We start from the raw sequence: 20,841 nt of genomic DNA, 5'->3' as shown, positions 1-20,841 counted from the left end.
ACGTGCAAAAAGGGAATACACAAACTGTTCTGCTGCGGTATGAATTATTACCGCCCCTAGATGGGCGTAAAGGAGTGACCTTGATTACACATATCAGCCCACTGGGCTCGATGGATCTGTTGTCGCAGCTAGAAGTCGACATGCTAAAACGCACCGCCAGCAGCGATCTCTACCGCTTATTCCGCAATTGTTCCCTGGCGGTGTTGAACTCCGGCAGCCAGACTGACAGCAGTAAACAGTTGCTGTCCCGCTATGAGACTTTTGACATCAACGTGCTGCGCCGTGAGCGCGGGGTGAAGCTGGAACTGGTCAACCCGCCGGAAGATGCTTTCGTCGATGGCCGTATCATCCGTTCACTGCAGGCTAACCTGTTTGCCGTTTTGCGCGACATTCTGTTCGTGCATGGTCAACTCGTCAGCGCCAAGCATTTTCAGGAAGACTCCATCCATATCACCAACCTGGTGTTCTCTATTCTGCGTAATGCCCGCACGCTGCACCTTGATGAAGATCCCAACCTGGTAGTGTGTTGGGGAGGTCACTCGATCAACGAAAATGAGTACCTGTATGCCCGCAAGGTCGGCAGCCAATTGGGCCTGCGCGAGCTGAATATCTGCACCGGCTGTGGGCCGGGAGCCATGGAGGCACCGATGAAAGGGGCCGCCGTCGGCCACGCGCAACAGCGTTACCGTAACAGCCGCTTTATCGGTATGACCGAGCCTTCCATCATCGCCGCAGAGCCGCCTAATCCACTGGTCAACGAGCTGGTGATCATGCCGGACATCGAGAAACGTCTGGAAGCCTTTGTGCGTATCGCCCACGGCATCATCATCTTCCCTGGCGGGGTCGGCACCGCGGAAGAACTGCTGTATCTGCTGGGTATTCTGATGAACCCGGAAAACAGCGAGCAAGTGCTGCCGCTGATCCTCACCGGGCCGAAAGAAAGCGCCGACTACTTCCGCGTGCTCGACGAGTTCATTATGAACACGCTGGGTGATGAAGCGCGCCGTCATTACACCATCATCATTGACGATCCGGCCGAAGTTGCCCGCCAGATGAAGAAAGCGATGCCGCTGGTGAAAGAGAACCGCCGTAATAGCGGTGATGCTTACAGCTTCAACTGGTCGATCCGTATTGCACCGGATCTGCAACTGCCGTTTGAGCCAACCCATGAAAACATGGCCAACCTTAACCTGTATCCGAATCAACCCGCAGAACAGCTGGCTGCCGCGCTGCGCCGGGCGTTCTCCGGGATCGTGGCAGGTAATGTGAAGGAAAATGGCATTCATGCCATTGAGCAGTTTGGCCCCTACAAGCTGCACGGTGATACGCAGATGATGAAGCAGATGGATAGCCTGCTGCAGGGCTTTGTCGCTCAGCACCGCATGAAGCTGCCGGGAACGGCTTATGTTCCCTGCTACGAGATTGTGGCCTGATCATCAATCCTGGGCGGTGTGACAGCCGCCCTTCTTTTTCCTGACGTTGTTACTCTCCATGCCAATACACTTACTGATCGTTGACGCACTGAACCTGATTCGCCGTATCCATGCAGCTCAGGGTTCCCCATGCCTGAATGCCTGTCAGAACGCATTGCAGCAACTGCTCCAGCACAGCCAGCCCACCCATGCGGTCGCCGTGTTCGACGAAGACGATCGCCATGAAAGCTGGCGTCACCAAGCCCTGCCCGATTACAAGGCCGGGCGTTCAGCGATGCCGGAAAACCTGCAGCAGGAAATGCCGTTGCTGCGCCAGGCGTTTGCCGCATTAGGCGTCGCTTGCTGGCATTCGGCAGGTAATGAGGCTGACGATCTGGCCGCCACGCTGGCAACCAAGGTGGCAAACGGCGGCTATCAGGTCACTATCGTTTCTACCGATAAAGGCTATTGCCAGTTACTGGCGCCAAATATACAAATCCGTGATTACTTTCAGAAACGCTGGCTGGATCTGCCGTTTGTGCAACATGAGTTCGGCGTGCTGCCGCAGCAGCTACCAGACTATTGGGGATTGGCGGGGATCAGCAGCAGCAAGATCCCCGGCGTTGCAGGCATCGGGCCTAAAACGGCGGTCTTGCTGTTACAACAGGCAGGTAGCCTCGACGCCCTGTTCGCCAACCTGCAACAGGTGCCAGAGAAATGGCGCGACAAACTGCAACAGCACCGCGAGATGGCTTATATCAGTAAACAGGTAGCCACATTGCGCACCGACCTGATCTTGGCCGGCAACCTGCAGCAACTGCGGTTACCGGTACGTTAAGCCCCTTGGCGCAACAGACAGCCAAGGGGAGAAGTGCAATCAACGCTCGTCGCGGCGGCCCGGAATCGCCGACCACATGCGGCGCACGTGTACGGTGATCTCTTCCCGATCGTGGTACAGCTGCTTGGCATGAACTTCTGCGCTGATATCCGCGGCAGCTAAGGCTTCCCGAATGCTCTGCAGGTTCTGAGAAACCTCTTCATAGCGCTTCTTCATCGGCAGCTTCAGGTTGAAGATCGCCTCGCGGCACCAGCCTTTGAGCAGCCAGTTGATCATCAGGCTGGTGACACGCGCCGGTTTTTCCACCATATCGCACACCAGCCAGTAGATTTTGCTGCTGGTCGGTTCAAATTTAAAACCGTCAGCGCGGTGATGGGTCACCTGCCCGGTCTCCATCAGGCTTGGCGCCATCGGGCCATTATCGACCGAATGCACCATCATGCTGCGTTTCACCAGTTGGTAGGTCCAGCCTCCAGGGCAGGCGCCCAGATCGACCGCATGCATACCGCTGGCTAAACGCTCATCCCATTCGTCGGCAGGAATAAATACGTGGAAGGCTTCTTCCAGCTTCAGCGTAGAACGGCTCGGCGCATCTGCCGGGAACTTCAGGCGCGGGATGCCCATATAGAATGGGGAGTTGTTGTTGCTGTAGGAATAGCCCACATAGCAGCAGCCCGGAGCGATAAAGAATACGTGCACCACCGGGCGAGTCGGGTTTTCACGCGCCATCAGCACCTTTTGCTCACGCATGGCGGCACGCAGCGGCACCGTCAGTTTGCGGCAAAACTTCATCAGCTCTTTGCTTTCGTTAGTGTCTGGCACTTCCACCCGCAGTTCACCACCGCGATCGACCACGCCCATCAGCATGCCAACAATCGGAGAGACACGATCCTCCGGCGGTAAATCACGCAGCAGTTCACCCACTACGATCATCTGACGGGCAAAAATCAGCTCACGGAATACGATCTCTCTGGCAAGACGATCGGCATCGTCCGGCTGATAGCATTCAAACAGCACATAACCACTGTTCTCTTTGACCCGCGCAAAGCCGAAGACTTCCAACTGGGCGGCCTTATCGGTAATTTCTGCCGCACACTCTTTTTCAAAGCCGGGGCGGCAGTACAACGCAATCTTATTCATGGCGCTCGGCCTTTTTCCTCAGACGCAAAGCGCCGATCAACATCAATACCCAACCGATCAGAAAACACATGCCACCAACCGGGGTAACATAAACCCAAAACTTCAGGTGAGATAGCGCCAGGCAATACAAGCTGCCGCTGAAAAACAGAATACCTAACGCCAACAGCGCGCCACTCCAGTAAAACCACAGGCTGACCTGGCGCAACATCGCAACAGCCAAAGCCAGAATGGCCAAGGTGTGGAAGCCCTGATATTCAAGCCCGGTGCGTATCCAGGCCATTTCGTTGGCCCCTAACGTATTGCTCAATACGTGCGCACCAAACGCCCCCAAAGCAACAAATAAAAAGCCGCTGATAGCGGCAAAAATCAGCATAGAACGACTACTCATCGTTATTCACCTTGTATAAGGTTAACCGGCCTTACTGTTCATAGCGAAAGCGGAACTTTTCCTGCTCGCTGGCTGCACGCGCCAGGATCCATTGGCGGAAGGCGGCTATTTTACCCAGTTCTGCCTGGCTGTCATGACATACCAGATAAAAAGCATTTTTACTGACCAGCACATCGTTGAACGGGCACACCAAACGGCCGGCTTCGATTTCGGTTTGCGCCATAACGTTATTGACCAACGCAATGCCTTGGCCGTGCACCGCCGCCTGCACCACCATCGCACTGTGGCTAAAAATGGGCCCCTGCTGCACGTTAATGTGCTGCAAACCTAACTGCCGGGTATAGGCCAGCCAGTCGCGGCGTGAAGTATCATGCAGAAGCGTATGATAAGCCAGATCGTCCGGCACTTTCAGCGCGTGTTCACCCGTCAGCAGCGTTGGCGAACAGACCGGCAGCAGATATTCCGCATACAGACGCTCGGCACGTACCCCCGGCCAGTTGCCGCGGCCATAGAAGATCGCAACATCAACGTCGTCCGCCAGTTTATCCTCTTCACGGTCAATGGCCTGTATACGGACATCGATCCCCGGATAAGCTGAATTAAAGCCAGAAAGGCGCGGCACCAGCCACTGAATGGCAAAACTGGGGGGCAGGCTCACCGTCAGGGCCCCCTTGGCGCTACGCGCCTGAAGCTTACGCGTTGCCTCATTGATCGAAGAGAAAATCTCTTTGATATCGAGGTAATAGCTTTGCCCTTCCTCAGTCAACAGCAGCGAACGATTACGCCGCCGAAACAGTTTCAGCCCAAGAAAATCCTCCAGCGATTTGATCTGGTGGCTTACCGCAGCCTGGGTCACAAACAGTTCCTCTGCCGCTTTGGTAAAACTCAGATGACGGGCTGCCGCGTCAAAAACCCGTAGCGCATTAAGCGGTGGTAAGCGTTTAGACATGAATTAGCTACTTTTGTGTAACAATTTTCCGAATGATTCGGCATAAGAAATCAGGCAGCGTTATCTATAACGCAATGAGCCTGCCGGAGTGCACCATTTTCATTAGTTTTTTTAATCCGAGACATTATAAATTGTCCGTTGAGCCTGCGCCAGTAAATACCTATAGTGACACCACTTCCTGAGCCGGAACGAAAAGGAATTGGGTGTCTAAAACGCCGATGAACTTTTGGCTTTGTGGTTGTGATGTTGTGTTTGCAAATTGTCTGGCAATCCAGACATGGTAGCTAAGCTACTGTTTTTTCACTTCCTGTACATTTACCCTGTCTGTCCATAGTGATTTTATGCAGCACCGCAAGATTTGCGGTGCTTTTTTTTGCTCGTCATTGCGCAATTCCTCGCAAATCGAATTATTCAGGATAACTTGTCTCAGCCGAAAAAATAGGACAGGATCATGCCCTGACGCAGCCAGTGATAACCCGCTTATGACAACTTTCAACCCCACCGATTTCCGCCAGCAGTTTCCAGCTCTCAAACAGGCAGGGATTTATCTGGACAGTGCCGCCACCGCACTCAAGCCACAGGCAGTAATCGATGCCACACAACGCTTTTACAGTGCAGATGCCGCCACGGTTCATCGCAGCCAGCACCGCGCAGCTCAGGATCTGACGGCCCGTTTCGAGCGGGCGCGTCAACAGGTGGCGACGTTGATTAATGCTCCGCAAGCGGACGACATCGTCTGGGTTCGCGGCACGACGGAAGCGATCAACCTGGTCGCGCAGAGCTATGCCCGCCCGCGGCTGCAGCCTGGCGATCAGATTCTGGTTAGCGAAGCTGAACACCATGCCAACCTGATCCCCTGGTTGATGGTGGCAGAGCAAACCGGTGCTCAGGTGGTGAAACTGCCGCTGGGCCGCGATCGGTTGCCGGATTTGGCGCTGCTGCCCACTCTGCTCAATGACAGAACGCGGGTTCTGGCATTAGGGCAGATGTCTAACGTAACCGGAGGTTGCCCGGACCTGGCTCTGGCGATCGAGCAGGCACACGCCGCCGGTGCCGTGGTGATGATCGACGGTGCGCAGGGCATCGTCCACTGCCCGGCGGACGTTCAGCGGCTCAATATCGATTTTTATGCGTTCTCAGGGCACAAACTCTATGGCCCGACCGGCATCGGTGCACTGTATGGCAACACTGCGCTGCTGGCAGAAATGAGCCCATGGCAAGGCGGTGGCAAAATGCTGACGCAGGCTTCTTTCAGCGGTTTTACCGCGCAGCAACCGCCGCACTGTTTTGAAGCGGGTACCCCCAATATCGCCGGTGTGCTTGGGCTAGCGGCGGCACTGGCGTGGATAAGCACCCAAGATATGCTGACCGCCGAACAATATAGCCGCGATTTAGCGCACAGTGCCGAACAGCGCCTGGCTCATTTACCGGGGTTCCGCAGTTTCCGCTGCTCCGGCTCCAGCCTGTTGGCGTTTGACATTGCCGGGATTCACCACAGCGACATCGTCACTCTTCTGGCCGAACAAGGCATCGCGCTACGCGCAGGCCAGCACTGTGCTCAACCACTGATGGCCGCCTTGGGGGTCAGCGGCACGCTGCGCGCCTCCTTCGCGCCCTACAACCGGCCCGAAGACGTCGACGCCTTGGTCAACGCGCTGGAAAGCGCCATCGAATTGCTGGCGGAATAAGATGAACCTGCTTGCCCCCCATCCTTTTGGCAGTGACATTACCGCCGAGATGCTGACAGCTAAATTTAACGTGCTGAAACAGTGGGAAGATCGCTATCGTCAGTTGATCGTGCTGGCAAAACAGTTGCCGCCATTGCCGGAAGCGCTCAGGCAAACGGAAATGGAACTGAGCGGTTGCGAAAATCGAGTCTGGCTAGGGCACCAAATGCTGGAGGAGGGTAGATTGCACTTTTATGGCGACAGCGAAGGCCGTATCGTTCGTGGTCTGTTGGCGATCCTGCTGACCGCCGTGGAAGGTAAAACACCGCAACAGATCCTGGCTGAGGATCCCTTAGCGTTGTTCGATCGCCTGACGCTGCGTAGCCAACTCAGCGCCACTCGCGCCAGCGGCCTGCAAGCGCTGGCTGCCGCCGTCAAAGATATTGCCGCACGCTACGCCTGACGCGCCGCTTTGGCGACCATCTTTTTCAATGCATGTGAAACGGCAACGAAGCCGAAGGTGGCGGTAACCATGGTTGCCGCCCCAAAACCTGCGCTGCAATCCATCTTCTTCGGCCCTTCCGCCGTGCTGCGGGAAGCACAGACTGTACCGTCCGGCTGTGGATAAACCAGCGGTTCGCTGGAAAACACACAGTCAATCCCCAGCTTGCCTTTGCTGTTTTTCACCACGTTGAAGTCATTTTTCAGCCTTTCACGCAGCTTCGCCGCCAGCGGATCCTGAATGGTCTTTGCCAGATCGGCCACTTCAATCCGCGTCGGATCGATCTGCCCACCGGCCCCCCCGGTCGTCACCACCGGGATTTTGAAACGGCGGCAATAGGCCAACAGCGCCGCCTTTGGCCGCACGCTGTCAATGGCGTCAATCACATAGCTGAAATTGTGGTTCAGCAACTCAGCGACGTTGTCCGGCGTAATGAAGTCATCCACACAGGTGACCCGGCACTCCGGGTTAATGGCCAGAATGCGCTCCGCCATCACCTCGGTTTTTGACTGGCCAACATGCTGGCGTAACGCATGGATCTGACGATTAGTATTGGTGACGCACACATCATCCAGATCAATCAACGTGATGGCACCGATGCCGGTTCTGGCCAGTGCCTCCGCCGCCCAGGAGCCTACTCCGCCGATGCCGATCACGCAAACGTGCGCCTGGGCAAACAGCGCCAGCGCAGACTGGCCGTACAAACGCGCAGTGCCGCCAAAACGCTGCAAATAGGCCTCTGAATAGGGGGTACTCATCTCGCTTTACCTTAATCTTGCAAATGATAAGGGCCGGAAGATCCGGCCCGTGCGGGTCAAACTCTGCGCGCTTTACTTTCAACGCGTGACCAGTTGGGAACCGCCCGAATTAGACGATTGCTGGTAAGCGCTGAACAGCGGCGTACCGCTGCTGGCTCCCTTCAGCACCCACACGCGGCCATAGTGGTTATAGTAACCCGCCGAATGGCCCGCTTCAGGGCCGATGCCTTGATACATGTCGAAATGCTGGCCTTTAATCGCACCGCCTACATCCAGAGCGACCATCAGACGCATTTCATATTTTCCCGTGAATTTACCCCGGTTGTCCAGCAGCGGCACTTCTGCCAGCAGCGTAGTACCTGCGGGGATCAACGAACGGTCAGATGCCACCGACGCTTTGGCCACCAGCGGTACGGCACTGGCCCCCTTCACCAAGGCGAAAGGTTGCGGATGGAAGAACACGAAGGAAGGGTTTTGCTCCAGCAGTTCGCGCACTTCAGCTTCACTGTGATTCTCCGCCCATTGGCGGATAGCCTGCATCGACATGTCAGCTTTAGCGACTTCGCCACGATCGATCAGCACCTTGCCGATACTGCGATAAGCATGACCATTTTTGCCGCTATAGCCAAAGAACACCAACGGTTGGCCGTTACCAAAATCGACATAGCCGCTGCCTTGGACTTCCATCATAAAGTTATCCATCAGCGAATTGGTGTAAGCAATGATGTAACGGCTATCGAGCGCGCCGGAGTAAATAGCCGCGCGATCCGGCAAGCGGCGTTTGCCTTTGTTTGGCATACGGTATAACGGATAGCGGAACTCACCCTGTTGGGTATAGCGGGCTTGCACAACCGGGGTGTAATAACCGGTAAACTGAACGTTACCGTAGTTGTCCATACCTTCCATCTGGTAGGCGCTGAGGCCGAACTGGCTCAGTTGACGCGTGTCCGCCCCCGAGGCCATCCAGTTTTGTACCGCTTGGTAAGTAGTAGTATTGCGGCTAAACAGAGCGGGAGAAGCATTCTTAATCTGCATCAACTGATCGGAGTAATCTTTGGCATTGACCGGAACGCCTCTGGCATTAGGTTGATCCACCAGTTCCAACGCCTGATCCAGACGGCCATCCTTATATTGCTGCCCCTGGTCGGTTGGCCTTGATGAACACCCCGCCAGTACGGCAATCACTAATCCACCCAGCAGATATTTGCCCCAACGTCCTTTCATTACAAGCTCTCTCAGACTGATATGTTCTATCGCCAGAACGATAACAAACGGCTACCAATAAAGGAATCTTTGCCGCCTAAAATTCCCCGCCAAGTAACTATGATGAAAAAAAAACCAACTTGAGGACTAATTCAGCATAAAAATGGCTTTAAGGGGATTATTTGCAAAAAGGGTTGCAACAAAACGCATGGAGAGTATAGTGCGCTTCCATCGGACGCGGGGTGGAGCAGCCTGGTAGCTCGTCGGGCTCATAACCCGAAGGTCGTCGGTTCAAATCCGGCCTCCGCAACCAACCGATACTGCAGCAGCGGTATCAGATAAAAGGTTGGATTCGATGGAAAAACAGGTATTATACGGACGCGGGGTGGAGCAGCCTGGTAGCTCGTCGGGCTCATAACCCGAAGGTCGTCGGTTCAAATCCGGCCCCCGCAACCAACCGATACTGTACCAGCGGTATCATATGAAAGTAGGTTTCGATAATACCAGTATCAAGACGGACGCGGGGTGGAGCAGCCTGGTAGCTCGTCGGGCTCATAACCCGAAGGTCGTCGGTTCAAATCCGGCCTCCGCAACCAATCTTGATAACAGCGAACAAGCACCTTAACGGGTGTTTTTTTGTTTCTAAAATTGGTGAAACCGCTATCAGGTAGGCATCCTTGCCTGCGGCTTAACGGCGAGCCTGCGCTCCACCGTTGGCAAAGTAAGCCTTAATCCCTGCCAGAATAGATTCCGCAACCTGCTGTTGAAAATGGCTGGTACGCAGTTTGCGCTCTTCCTCAACGTTGCTGATAAACGCCGTTTCAACCAGGATTGACGGGATATCCGGGGCCTTTAACACGGCAAAACCGGCCTGATCGACACTTTTTTTATGCAAAGGGTTAATTTTACCCATTCGGCTGAGCACTTCCTTGCCGAATTTAAGGCTGTCATTAATGGTGGCGGTTTGCAGCAAATCAAACAGCGTATGATCCAGATAGCGATCCCCACTCTTACTTACGCCACCAATCTCATCGGCGGCGTTTTGCGTCTGTGCCAGAAATTTGGCGGTATTGCTGGTCGCACCTTTGGTCGACAGGGCGAAAACCGAAGAGCCTCGCGCAGTACGGTTGGTAAACGCATCGGCATGGATGGAAACAAACAGATCGGCGCGCTGCTTACGCGCTTTCGCTACCCGCACTTTCAGTGGAATAAACACGTCTTCATTACGCGTCATAAACACTTTCATGTTCGGCTCACGTTTGATCAGCGTGCTGAGACGGCGCGCAATCTGCAGCACCACATCCTTTTCACGCGTTTTATTCTTACCGATAGCACCAGGGTCTTCGCCACCATGCCCCGGATCCAGCATGATCACCATCGGCCGATCGCGCCCCGCCTTACCGGCCTGGGGGGCTTGCGCCGGTAACGATCGCTCCAGATCCCCTTTGTTGTAATCCTCCAGCAATGCCAGCAGCGGATCATACTCTTCCCCCGTCCCACCTTGGGTAGGATAGAGATCCACCACCAACCTATTGCGGTATTCAGCCACCGGAGCCAGGGTAAACATATTTGGGCTGACGCTTTGCTTAAGTTCCAACACCAATCTGACGGTATTTCTATCAAACTGGCCAACGCGCACCAGCTTCAGGTAAGGATCCTCCTTGCGTACCTGCCGAACCAGCCCTTTAAGTACGCTATTGAGGTGAACACCTTCAACGTCGATCACAATACGATCGGGATCGCTCAATGCAAACTGTTGGTACTTGAGAGGCACGTTGGATTCCAACGTCACGCGGGTGTAGGTCGAAGAAGGCCAGATACGAACGGCAATCACGTGCGAAGCAGCAGCGAAACCTACGCGACTCACGCTCAGCAACCAGGTTGCGGCCACCCCTTGTAACAAACGACGGCGACCCAGATTGTGATTAGCGTTAGGCATACGGCTCCAGCGATGATATCCCCTTCATACTTCAAGTTGCCTGGGTGTTGGCTGCACGTGCTCAACCTAGTCACATAGTTCGCTATGCTCCTAGGGATTTACACGTTTGCCGCCTACAAACAACTCGAATTATTTTGGGTATAACGAGTTAAAAAAAACACCAAAAAGTAAGAATGACAAAAACTTTAACCAATACATCCGGGGCTGTCATCAGGAAATCTTTTTATGTTTTTTCAATTTATTAATGAATTAACTGAGTTAGCCAAGAATTCGACGCAAATTCCTGCTTGCCATCAGGGCAATAAAAGAATAAAAATACAAAAATACCGTATAAATATGCAAAAGAGGTTTTGCCGTGAAGGAACGTAGCACAGAGCTGGTCCAAGGATTCCGTCACTCAGTTCCCTATATTAATGCTCACCGCGGCAAGACGTTTGTCATCATGCTGGGTGGTGAAGCCATCGAACATGCAAATTTCTCCAATATCGTCAACGATATAGGGCTATTGCACAGTTTGGGGATCCGTTTGGTAGTGGTGTATGGCGCACGCCCACAGATTGACAGCAATCTGGCACAGCACAACTATGAGCCGATTTACCACAAGCATACCCGCGTTACCGACGCCCACACGCTGGAGCTTGTCAAACAGGCCGCAGGGTTGTTGCAACTGGATATTACCGCACGGCTTTCGATGAGCCTGAACAATACGCCGCTGCAAGGGGCGCACATCAATGTGGTCAGTGGCAACTTTATCATTGCCCAACCGCTCGGTGTAGATGATGGCGTTGACTATTGCCACAGCGGCCGTATTCGCCGCATCGACGAAGAGGCTATCCATCGCCAGCTCGACAGCAATGCGATCGTACTGATTGGCCCGGTGGCGGTTTCTGTCACCGGTGAAAGCTTCAATCTGACCTCAGAAGAAGTGGCAACTCAGCTGGCCATCAAGCTGAAGGCAGAGAAAATGATCGGTTTCTGCTCATCGCAGGGGGTAACCAATGCGGAGGGGGAAATCGCGCCCGAGCTGTTCCCCAACGATGCGCAAAAGCGCATTGAACAACTGGAAGCAAACGGCGATTACTATTCCGGCACCGTGCGCTTCCTGCGCGGTGCGGTCAAAGCCTGCCGCAGTGGCGTGCGCCGCAGCCACCTGATCAGCTATCAGGAAGACGGAGCGCTGGTACAGGAACTGTTTTCACGTGACGGTATCGGCACTCAGATCGTTATGGAGAGCGCCGAGCAGGTGCGCCGTGCAACGATCAACGACATCGGCGGGATACTCGAGCTGATCCGCCCGCTAGAACAGCAAGGTATTCTGGTGCGCCGCTCGCGGGAACAGTTGGAGATGGAGATCGACAAGTTTACGATTATCGAGCGCGATAACCTGACGATCGCCTGCGCGGCACTCTATCCATTCCCAGAAGAAAAAATTGGTGAGATGGCCTGCGTGGCCGTCCACCCGGATTACCGCAGCTCGTCGCGCGGCGAATTACTGCTGCAGAGGGTGGAAAGCCAGGCGCGGCAAATGGGCTTGCAGAAGTTATTTGTGTTGACCACGCGCAGCATTCACTGGTTCCAGGAACGTGGCTTTACCCCAGCCGAAGTGGACGTGCTGCCGATGCAGAAACAGGCGCTGTATAACTATCAGCGCCGTTCAAAGATCCTGCTGGCCGATCTGTAACCGTTTTATGGGCGCTGTATCACAGCGCCCTACTCTCCTGCCTGCAACCGTTCCGCCAGCCCGCTACGGCGCTGCGTCGGGGTGCGAATGGCGCTCAGCAAAACCTTGTCCGTAGCGTAAAGTGAAAGCTGCTGGCGTGCACGGGTAATGGCGGTATACACCAGCTCACGGGTCAGCACTGGCAGATAATGATTCGGCAGCACCAGCAGCGTATGGTCAAACTCCGATCCCTGCGATTTATGCACCGTCATCGCATACGCGGTTTCATGTGCCGGTAAACGGCTCGGCTGCACCGATTTAATACTGCCGTCCGGTAGCTGGAAATGCACCCGCAGCTCACCTTCAGCACCGGGCAAGGCGATACCGATATCACCGTTGAACAACCCCAGTGCGCTATCGTTACGGCCAATCATCACCGGCCGCCCCAAATACCAACGCCCTGCGGGGCCAGGGTTACGGCGGATCAACCCCGCGCGCTGCAACCCGCTTTCAATGCGTTCATTCAACCCGGCGACGCCAAATGGCCCTTCACGCAAAGCACACAGCACCTGAAAACGGCCAAAGGCTTCCAGTACTGTCGCAGCATCAGCCCCTGCGGCGACCCGTTTGAGATAATCACGGTATCCCACCACACAGGCATCCAGCAGTTGCTGATAATCCTCGGTTTCTGCCAGTGGATAACCAGCCACATCCGCATAGCGGCCATTTAACGCCGCCATCGCCTGCTTGCCATCCCCCGCATTCACGGCCAAGGCTAACTGGCCAATGCCGGATTTGGCATCAAACCGATAGCTCTTGCGCAGCAGGCACAGGCTGTCGCGCACGGCAGCCCCCACAGGCTGCCCCTGTAGCGCATAACCCGTCAAGCGAGCCAACTGCGCGGCTCGCTCTGCGCTGTAGCCCTGTTCGGCAAAACGACAGATATCCCCTAGCACCGCCCCTGCTTCCACCGAAGCCAACTGATCGCGGTCACCGAGGAATATCACCCGCGCTTCAGGTGGCAAAGCGGCAATCAGCCGTGCCATCATCGGTAAATCCACCATTGATGCCTCATCCACCACCAATACGTCCAGATGCAGCGGATTCCCACGGTGATAGCGCATCCGCTGGCTGTTGGGCTGCGCTCCCAGCAGACGATGCAAAGTGGCGGCTTCCACAGGGAAAAGTGCCCGCTGCTCCGGCGTCAAAGGGAGTTGGCGGCTGGCGGTGCCCAATGATTCCGTCAACCGTGCCGCCGCTTTACCCGTTGGTGCAGCAAGCTGGATACGCAAGCGCGTATCGCCGCCAAGTTGTACCAGTGCCGCCAGTAATTTGGCTACGGTGGTAGTTTTACCGGTACCCGGCCCGCCAGAAATAACGGCAATGCGGCGGGTCGCCGCCACGGCCGCAGCGATCTTCTGCCAGTCCGCTTCATCTGCCGCCTCGCCAAACAGCTGATCGAGGATCGCGCGTAGCTGCCCCTCTTCAACGGCTTGTGGCACCGCATCGCGACTGATAAAAGCCGCAACTTCCCCCTCGCTTTGCCACATGCGCTGTAAATACAGCCGTTGCTGCTGCAGCACCATCGGCGTGGCTGAGTTGCCATCACTTACCGCTGCCGATGACGCCAGGCGTTGTTGCCAACGAGCCAAATCCGGTTGCCCCGCGGCCTGCCATGCGGCCAATGCCAGCTCTGGCTGGCGGCCGTTGAACAGGTTTTCCGGTGACAACTGATCCAACAGCAGGCAAACGTGACCGGCTCCCGCCTCTGCGCTCAGACAGGCCGCTGCCAGCAGGAGCTCCGGCTCATCATGACCGGCAACAATCTGGGCAAAATGCACATCCAACGGGCGCAATGCGCCCAACATCAGCGCCTGATTCAGGATCTCAATCATTGCCCCTCCTCTACGCTGCTGGCAGTGCCGCTAAACAGACGATCCATCCCTTGCACCAGTGCTTCCTCCGGCCGACAGGTAAAAATCCCATTCCTTGGATGTTCAGCATCAACGCCGCGTAGAAACAGATAGATCACGCCGCCAAAATGGCGGCCGTAATCATAATCCGCCAAGCGATGCCCCAAATAGCGGTGCAACGCCAAAGTATAAAGCTGATACTGCAGATCGTAGCGATGCTCCGCCATTGCCTGTTCCATAGCCTGCTGGGTATAAGCACTGCTGTCTTCACCCAGCCAGTTGGATTTGTAATCCAGCAGATAGAATTTACCCTGCCAGCAGAACACCAGGTCGATAAAGCCTTTCAACATGCCCTGCACCTGCTGGAAGTTCAGCTCAGGGCAACGAGCAGAAAGCGGATCGTAACGCTTTACCAGTCGATCCAGATCTTGAGCCTGCAACAGCCCGTTGATCGGCAAGTAAAACTGCATTTCCGCCTGCTTGAATTGCGGAGTGAGATCGGAAAGAGCGACCCCGCTGTCATTAAGCGGCGTATTCAGCAACACCTGCATCCACTCTTGCAACACCGGCAACCAACGCTCCTCAAACCCCTGCTGCTGCAGCTGTTCCAACAAGGTTTTTTCATCAACCAGCTGCGTAAAATCCAAGGTTTCAAACAGGCTGTGCAAGAAGGTTCCTGGCGCTGCACCACGTGGGAAAGTGTGCGGGGTCAGTTGCGGTGCCTGTTCGGCCGCCTGTTCACCCGCAGCATCAACGTCCAACCGCGGCAACAGTTCCTGCATGCCTGCCGCCCCCTGCTGCAACCCGGTATAGCTGGTCACGCGCCAGAAATCCTGCATCCGCCGCGAAAAGTGTTTTGCCGCCAATTCAGCCATTGCCGTTGTTTGAGGCTGCCAAGGCTGCTGATCGGGCACCTCCACCAGAGCGAGTCTAATGCCATCCGTCGCCAGCCGTTGCAGACACTCTTTCAGGTAGGCGGCATCACCGGCCTGCCCGCCCTGCACCAGATACCCCAGCGCACTGCGGTGCAGATCCGTCTCCCCCTGTTTTTTGCGCGTGCCCAAAAACAGCGGTGCGATACCGATACTGCAGTGATATACCGAGCGGGTCAGCGCCACGTACAGCAGGCGCAGGTCTTCCGCCAGCCGTTCTTCTTCGGCCCAGCCCATGCTCTCATCATCAGCGTTGAGATCCAGCAGCGCCTGAAAAGTTTGGCGATCGTGGTACAACGCCTGCTGCTGTTGGCGGAAGTTACCGACAAAAGGCAACCATACCAGCTCGAACTCCAGCCCTTTTGACTTGTGGATGGTAATCACCTGCACCAGATGGCGATCGCTTTCCAGCCGCAGTTGCTGATTATCCGATTGGCGATTTGGCTGAGCGATCTGTTGTGCCAGCCAGCGTACCAACGCATGTTCACTATCCTGCTGCGCCGCCGCTTCCTGCAACAGTTCGCCTAAATGCATCACATCCGTCAAACGCCGCTCACCGCCGGGGCTGGCCAACAGGTTTTCAGCCAGATGACGCTGGGCCATAACCTCACGCAGCATCGGCAAAACGCCGCGCCGCTGCCAGTGGGTGCGATAGGCATCAAACTCGTTGACCAGCGCGTCCCAAGCCTGCTCATTCTGATTCAGGTTATCCAGCGCCAACGCATCCAGCCCAAGCAACCCGGTCGCCATTGCGCTGCGCAAAGTGCGTTCCTGCTCGGGTGCCAGCACCGCCTGCAGTAACCACAGCAAATCTTTGGCTTCTGGTGTATCAAATACGCTGTCGCGATTGGAAAGGTAAACCGAGGGAATGGCTAACGCGCTGAGCGCATCGCGCACCAACGCCGCCTCGGCACGGCTACGCACCAGAATAGTGATATCCGACGCCTGTACGCTACGGCGCTTATCACCCTGCACCAACCAGGCCTCTCCGGCCTGCCCGGCGCTGAGCCAGTCGCGGATCTGCATCGCGCACCAGCGCGCCATCAATTGTTGGTAATCGCTTACTCCAACCCCTTCCCCTTGCTGCAACCAAAACTGCATAGCCGGTTGTGGCTTGTTCTGCCATTCAAACACCAGCCCCTGATTTTTTTGCGCGGCAGCCACATCAATAAATGGGATCTGTTTGAACAGAAAAGGGTTTTCCACCTGAGCAAACAGCTTGTTCACACTGCCCACCATCGCCGGTGATGAACGCCAGTTGGTTTCAAGCGTATAGTGGGCACTTACTTCTGAACGAGCACGCATATAGGTGAAAATATCCGCGCCGCGGAAAGCGTAAATCGCCTGTTTGGGGTCGCCAATCAGCAGCAAACCGCAATCTGGCTGGCCAAGATAAAGTTTTTGAAAGATACGGTATTGCTGGGGATCGGTATCCTGAAACTCATCGATCATCGCTACCGGATAACGCTGGCGAATCGCCTGAGCCAGTTGTTCACTACCGGCACTTTGCAGCGCCGCGTCCAGCTTGCTGAGCAGATCATCAAACCCCAGCTCGGCACGCTGACGTTTTTCTTGCGCAATAGAAGTGCGTATCTCACTTAATGCACGAGCCATAATCAGGTCGCGCAGCGTTAAGGGTTCAGCAAACAGTTCATCAATCGCCACAAACAGCGTGTGGCGTGGCGCTTCCCCTTTTTTGGTTTTCTCCAGCAATACTGACTGACGGAATTTCTCCAACTCTTTAGGCAACTGATAATCCTGCGTGACCTGCCCGGCCCATTCACCGACCTTATTCAGCCAATTGGGCAAGTGTTTACTGCTATAGCTGCGCTTATCGACACCCGACTGGCTGATGAACGCCTCCAGTTCCCCCGCATTGGCCTGCCACAGCGTTTTGATGGCATCAATACGTGCCACTATCTGTTCATGGCGCACCAAGAGCGTTTCATCATCTCTCGGCGGCTGACGCAATGCCGGGGCTTCCCCCTGCAAATAACCGGCAAGATCGCTTAATAACGCCTCCGGGCCGCTCCACTCCTGGCTTACGGCTCTTGCCACGTTCAACGGCAAAGGGTAGCAATGACGCCGCCAGAAATCCGCGCAGGCCTGGCGGCGCAGCGGTAGCTCATCCTGTATCAGCGTTTGTTCAAACAACATGCCGGACTCGAAGGCATTGTGAGTGAGCATTCGCTGACAGAAGCCGTGAATGGTGTAGATCGCCGCTTCGTCCATCTGCCGTTCTGCCGCCAGCAGTTGCGCTGCCGCATCAGACAGATCGCCAATTTCTGCCATCAGTGAAGAAAATAGCGGATCGTCACTTCGCCCGCGCACGCAGGCAATTCGCAATGCATGAATATTGCTGCGGATGCGGCCACGCAACTCCTCGGTAGCCGCCTCGGTAAAGGTCACCACCAGAATTTCTTCTACCGTCAGAGGGCGATGAAAAGCCGCTGCCTGGCCCAGGCCAAGCAGCAAACGCAGATAAAGCGCCCCAATGGTAAAGGTTTTGCCGGTTCCTGCCGAAGCTTCGATCAGCCGCTCACCAAACAGCGGTAACGTCAGCGCATCAAGCCTCTGGGGAACAACGGTCGTCATGGTGTCGTCACCTGACGTGGCAGCGTTTGTTGCAGAGTGGAGGTATTAGGGTAAGTCACCCAGCCTTCACCCGGCACGGCAAAATCGGCCTTTTCCTGGCTGCTGCCACTCACCTGTGACAACACGGCCAACCCTTGCGGCTGAATAACCGCCTGATGGAAATAGTCCGCCAATTTGGCCGGCGTCAGTGCCGCGATCTGTTCAATCAGCTTCTGACGGGTATCGAAGGCGAAATTACCGCGATCAAAATCATTACTGAAGCGCCCCGCCTCCTCGGACAAAGTTTGTGGCCGCTGTTTCAGTTCATTGATCATTGCCTGCTTGTACTGGGCGAAATCAGCCTCACTCATCTCACGCAAACGTTTTTCAGCCTTGGGATAGAAATCCTGATAACGCTGATAGAGATGATCGGGCTGCTTGCTGTTGCTTTGCAGCAGGAAGCCAACCCCCCACTGACGGCCGACCGAGGTGGCAAAAGCGAACACGGCATAACCGAGCTGCTCCTGGGTGCGCAACTGGCTGTAGAACCAAGGCTGGATGATCTGCCCCAGCAACGAGCTATAAGCCATGCTGGCTACTTCATCGTAACCGATAGGCACATATACCGCCGCCAGCGCCGAGTCGGTGCTGCTGCCAGGGCGTTGCAGATTTGCCAACTGATTCTTGGCAACCACCACATTTTCACCATGCCACCAGGTGACACCGGTACAACCCAGGTGCTGTTTCAGCGTAGAGGCCAGCGTATCTACCTGCTGTTTGCTCATGTTGCCGACCACCAGCAGTTCTGGCGTGGCTTCAGTCATCAAGCTGTCGCGGTAGGTCAGCACATCCTTCAGCGTCAGCGTTTTCAGCACTTCCCGCCGTTCACTGCGCTCGGTATACGGCACGCGCGAAAGCATCTGCACCGGTTGGATCGCCAATTCAAACGCTTTGCCCTTCTCGGCTGCATCCAACTGCTCCAGATACCAGGATTTAGCCTGCGCCAGCTGTTCTTCCGTTGGCGTGAAGCTGGAATAACCTTGAATCAGCGAGGTCAGCAACTGCGGTAAACGCTGGGTAAAGCCGCTGGCATTAAACATCAGGCCGTTGTTTGGCGAAGTAGAGAAACTCAGCCCACCAACGGAGGCCTGATAGCTCAACTGATCGAGCGACAGACCAGCCAAATAATCCATCAGGGAAAACAGCACCTGATTACGCGCAGAATCCATGGTTTTGGGATTGCGTAAGGCCACGGTGACATCGGCCTTGGGCTCATCGGCAAAGTAACGGCTCGGCATATACAACACGCGCAGGCCCGGCTGATTCACCACCATTTCCGGCTTGGTAAATTCATGCAACGGAGCGTTCAGAGTAAAATCATCTGGGATATAGGGGTTCAACGTTGGCAGAGACAGCGCGATCCCTTGGCTCAAGCGCTGCCACTTTTCGAAACGCTCCGGCGTAATTTTATCCACCTGATAAGGGGCTTCAACGAAGTAAGCCGTCTTGTTATGCTTTTCGTCCGGGCTGATAAACCAGATACGCGCATTCTGCGGCGTCATCTGGTCCAAACGCTCTGCTATCGCTTTCGGATCAAAACGATCCGCCAGATACGGGGCATCCAGCGTATGCTCGATCGGCACACGCAGCATGGTATCCACCAACCACTCGATATAATCCATATTGCGGGTAATCGACGGATAGCGGAAATCCAGATTCAGAACATTGGCAATCTCATCAAAATAGCTGTGTTTGATCCCTTCGCTGCGCAACATACTCAGATAGCTGAAGATGGCCGCAACCACCTTGTCACGCTCCTGCAGACCTTTGTCAGTCAGCGAAACGCTAATGGAGAAAATCCCCCCGTTGCGGTCCACCATGGGATCGGCACCGGCGTTGATCGCATCGGCCAGCCCCTGTTTCTGCAACCAATCTGAAAGCGTATTCTTGCTGCGGTTACCAATCAGGTAGCTGATATAGGTATCGGTTTTACTGCGAAATTCCGCGCTGTTATTGTCAATGCGAAACTCAACTTTCAATTGTTTACGCGGCTGCGCGGGCACGTAATGAATAATGATGCCCTGCTGCTCAGGGGTGACAGCAGGAACGGTGATCGGCGGCACCTGCGCCTCACGATTCGGTATACGGCCAAAGGTTCTGGCGGCCAGCTCCGCCATTTCCGCCAATGGCTGGTTGCTGTATAACACCCCCATCATCAGGTTGGCAGAATAATAGCGCTGGTAAAAACGGGTCAGTTCATCGTGCAATTTACTGCCTGGCTTGTCCTTCAGAGTCTCAAGATTACCACCGGCAAAACGGGCACTGGGGTGCTCAGGGTTCAGCGTTTCGGCGCCAACCTGGGCCATACGCATGCCGTCGCGAGAACGTGCCATCGTCAATTCAGCATTCACCGCATTGCGTTCACGATCGGCATTCACCGGATCCAACAGCGGTTCGGCAATGGCATCGGCCATACGATCCACCGCGGGCTCCAATGCGTTATTCTCCACCTCCAGATAATACGCGGTGCGGTAAGACGCAGTGCTCGCATTGTGGCTACCGCCGTGTTTTTTCAGGAATTCAGCAAGATTTTCCGCTTCTGGATAGCGTTTGGATCCCATCAAGACCATATGCTCAAGGTAATGAGCCAATCCAAGCTGGCTGGCTGGGTTTTCCAGCGACCCGACCGGTAACGCCAGCGCTGCCAGTGATTTGGGGGCCTGCGCGTCGGAAACCAGCAGCACCGTCATCCCATTCGCCAATTTGATGGCCTGGTAATGGCGCGGATCGTGCTCGCTTTTGTGGATCTTTTCCGCCAGCGGTTGCCATCCTTGAGTGGCCCAGCTTAACGGTACCCAAAACATAACCAACAACACTAACCCGGTAATGCGGGCCAACTGTTTACGCATATCCAAAATAAACCCCTATTCTTTTGCCATTACGCCAACTCCCTTGACGCTAACGAC

14 protein-coding genes and 3 tRNA genes are annotated in these 20,841 nt (G+C 55.2%); 8 read left to right on the top strand and 9 right to left on the bottom strand.

Translation table 11 applies throughout. The features are described 5' to 3' along the window. The first annotated feature begins 80 nt into the window (after positions 1-80). Positions 81-1,433 (top strand): nucleotide 5'-monophosphate nucleosidase PpnN, encoded by a 1,353-nt coding sequence (ppnN, locus tag WG891_RS01425; RefSeq protein WP_337261315.1) that lies wholly within the window; start codon positions 81-83, stop codon positions 1,431-1,433. Between the two features lie 58 nt (positions 1,434-1,491). Beyond that, positions 1,492-2,250, top strand: coding sequence for a flap endonuclease Xni (gene xni, locus WG891_RS01420; protein WP_337261314.1), 759 nt, complete (start codon positions 1,492-1,494; stop codon positions 2,248-2,250). 39 nt (positions 2,251-2,289) lie between these two features. Here the strand turns inward: xni and rlmM are convergent, their stop codons facing one another. From rlmM to WG891_RS01405, 3 genes are read right to left on the bottom strand one after another with little or no spacing between them, the layout of a single operon-like run. After that, positions 2,290-3,390, bottom strand: coding sequence for a 23S rRNA (cytidine(2498)-2'-O)-methyltransferase RlmM (gene rlmM, locus WG891_RS01415; protein ID WP_337261313.1), 1,101 nt, complete (start codon positions 3,388-3,390; stop codon positions 2,290-2,292). After that, on the bottom strand, positions 3,383-3,778 hold the full coding sequence (locus WG891_RS01410) for a DUF423 domain-containing protein (protein WP_095996159.1): 396 nt from the start codon (positions 3,776-3,778) through the stop codon (positions 3,383-3,385). Before WG891_RS01410 ends, rlmM begins: the two co-directional genes overlap by 8 nt. A 31-nt stretch (positions 3,779-3,809) precedes the next feature. After that, the gene (locus WG891_RS01405; RefSeq protein WP_076943674.1) at positions 3,810-4,727 is read right to left on the bottom strand and encodes a transcriptional regulator GcvA; all 918 of its coding nucleotides are present in this window, start codon (positions 4,725-4,727) and stop codon (positions 3,810-3,812) included. 482 nt (positions 4,728-5,209) lie between these two features. Between WG891_RS01405 and csdA the strand changes: the two genes are divergently transcribed. Further along, positions 5,210-6,415 carry a cysteine desulfurase CsdA gene (gene csdA / locus WG891_RS01400; RefSeq protein WP_337261312.1) on the top strand — a complete coding sequence of 402 codons (1,206 nt, stop codon included), beginning with the start codon at positions 5,210-5,212 and terminating at the stop codon, positions 6,413-6,415. 7 nt (positions 6,416-6,422) lie between these two features. Next, on the top strand, positions 6,423-6,857 hold the full coding sequence (csdE, locus tag WG891_RS01395; RefSeq protein ID WP_337261361.1) for a cysteine desulfurase sulfur acceptor subunit CsdE: 435 nt from the start codon (positions 6,423-6,425) through the stop codon (positions 6,855-6,857). On the opposite strand, the gene tcdA is transcribed toward csdE, so the two are convergent. Together tcdA and mltA are read right to left on the bottom strand one after the other, a co-directional pair. Then, a complete protein-coding gene (gene tcdA, locus WG891_RS01390) occupies positions 6,848-7,654 on the bottom strand; it encodes a tRNA cyclic N6-threonylcarbamoyladenosine(37) synthase TcdA (protein ID WP_076943671.1) in 807 nt (268 codons plus the stop codon). The two genes, csdE and tcdA, sit on opposite strands and share 10 nt — an antisense overlap. A gap of 78 nt (positions 7,655-7,732) precedes the next feature. Then, the gene (mltA, locus tag WG891_RS01385; protein ID WP_076943670.1) at positions 7,733-8,878 is read right to left on the bottom strand and encodes a murein transglycosylase A; all 1,146 of its coding nucleotides are present in this window, start codon (positions 8,876-8,878) and stop codon (positions 7,733-7,735) included. A 215-nt stretch (positions 8,879-9,093) separates the two neighbouring features. Between mltA and WG891_RS01380 the strand changes: the two genes are divergently transcribed. The 3 genes from WG891_RS01380 (at position 9,094) to WG891_RS01370 (ending at position 9,453) form a co-directional block, all read left to right on the top strand. Further along, a tRNA-Met gene (locus tag WG891_RS01380) sits at positions 9,094-9,170 on the top strand. A 66-nt stretch (positions 9,171-9,236) separates the two neighbouring features. Continuing rightward, positions 9,237-9,313: transfer RNA gene (locus tag WG891_RS01375), tRNA-Met, on the top strand. 63 nt (positions 9,314-9,376) lie between these two features. Next, positions 9,377-9,453, top strand: a tRNA-Met gene (locus WG891_RS01370). A 92-nt stretch (positions 9,454-9,545) separates the two neighbouring features. Here WG891_RS01370 and amiC read toward each other — a convergent pair. After that, complete coding sequence (amiC, locus tag WG891_RS01365; RefSeq protein WP_337261311.1) at positions 9,546-10,796, bottom strand: N-acetylmuramoyl-L-alanine amidase AmiC; 1,251 nt, start codon at positions 10,794-10,796, stop codon at positions 9,546-9,548. A 355-nt stretch (positions 10,797-11,151) separates the two neighbouring features. Between amiC and argA the strand changes: the two genes are divergently transcribed. Next, positions 11,152-12,477 carry an amino-acid N-acetyltransferase gene (argA, locus tag WG891_RS01360; RefSeq protein ID WP_337261310.1) on the top strand — a complete coding sequence of 442 codons (1,326 nt, stop codon included), beginning with the start codon at positions 11,152-11,154 and terminating at the stop codon, positions 12,475-12,477. Between the two features lie 29 nt (positions 12,478-12,506). Here the strand turns inward: argA and recD are convergent, their stop codons facing one another. The 3 genes from recD to ptrA are packed head-to-tail and all read right to left on the bottom strand — an operon-like array spanning position 12,507 to position 20,784. Further along, on the bottom strand, positions 12,507-14,351 hold the full coding sequence (gene recD, locus WG891_RS01355; protein WP_337261309.1) for an exodeoxyribonuclease V subunit alpha: 1,845 nt from the start codon (positions 14,349-14,351) through the stop codon (positions 12,507-12,509). After that, entirely contained in the window at positions 14,348-17,896 is a 3,549-nt protein-coding gene (recB, locus tag WG891_RS01350; RefSeq protein WP_337261308.1) for an exodeoxyribonuclease V subunit beta, read from the bottom strand. The genes recD and recB overlap by 4 nt, the downstream gene beginning before the upstream one ends. Continuing rightward, a complete protein-coding gene (ptrA, locus tag WG891_RS01345) occupies positions 17,893-20,784 on the bottom strand; it encodes a pitrilysin (RefSeq protein ID WP_337261360.1) in 2,892 nt (963 codons plus the stop codon). Before ptrA ends, recB begins: the two co-directional genes overlap by 4 nt. Positions 20,785-20,841 lie beyond the last annotated feature (57 nt).

Source organism: Serratia sp. MMO-28, from assembly GCF_037199905.1.
Classification (GTDB): Bacteria; Pseudomonadota; Gammaproteobacteria; order Enterobacterales; family Enterobacteriaceae; genus Chania; species Chania oryzae.
The sequence above is the reverse complement of the archived record's forward strand: the minus strand, read 5'-3'. Positions and strand labels throughout refer to the sequence as shown.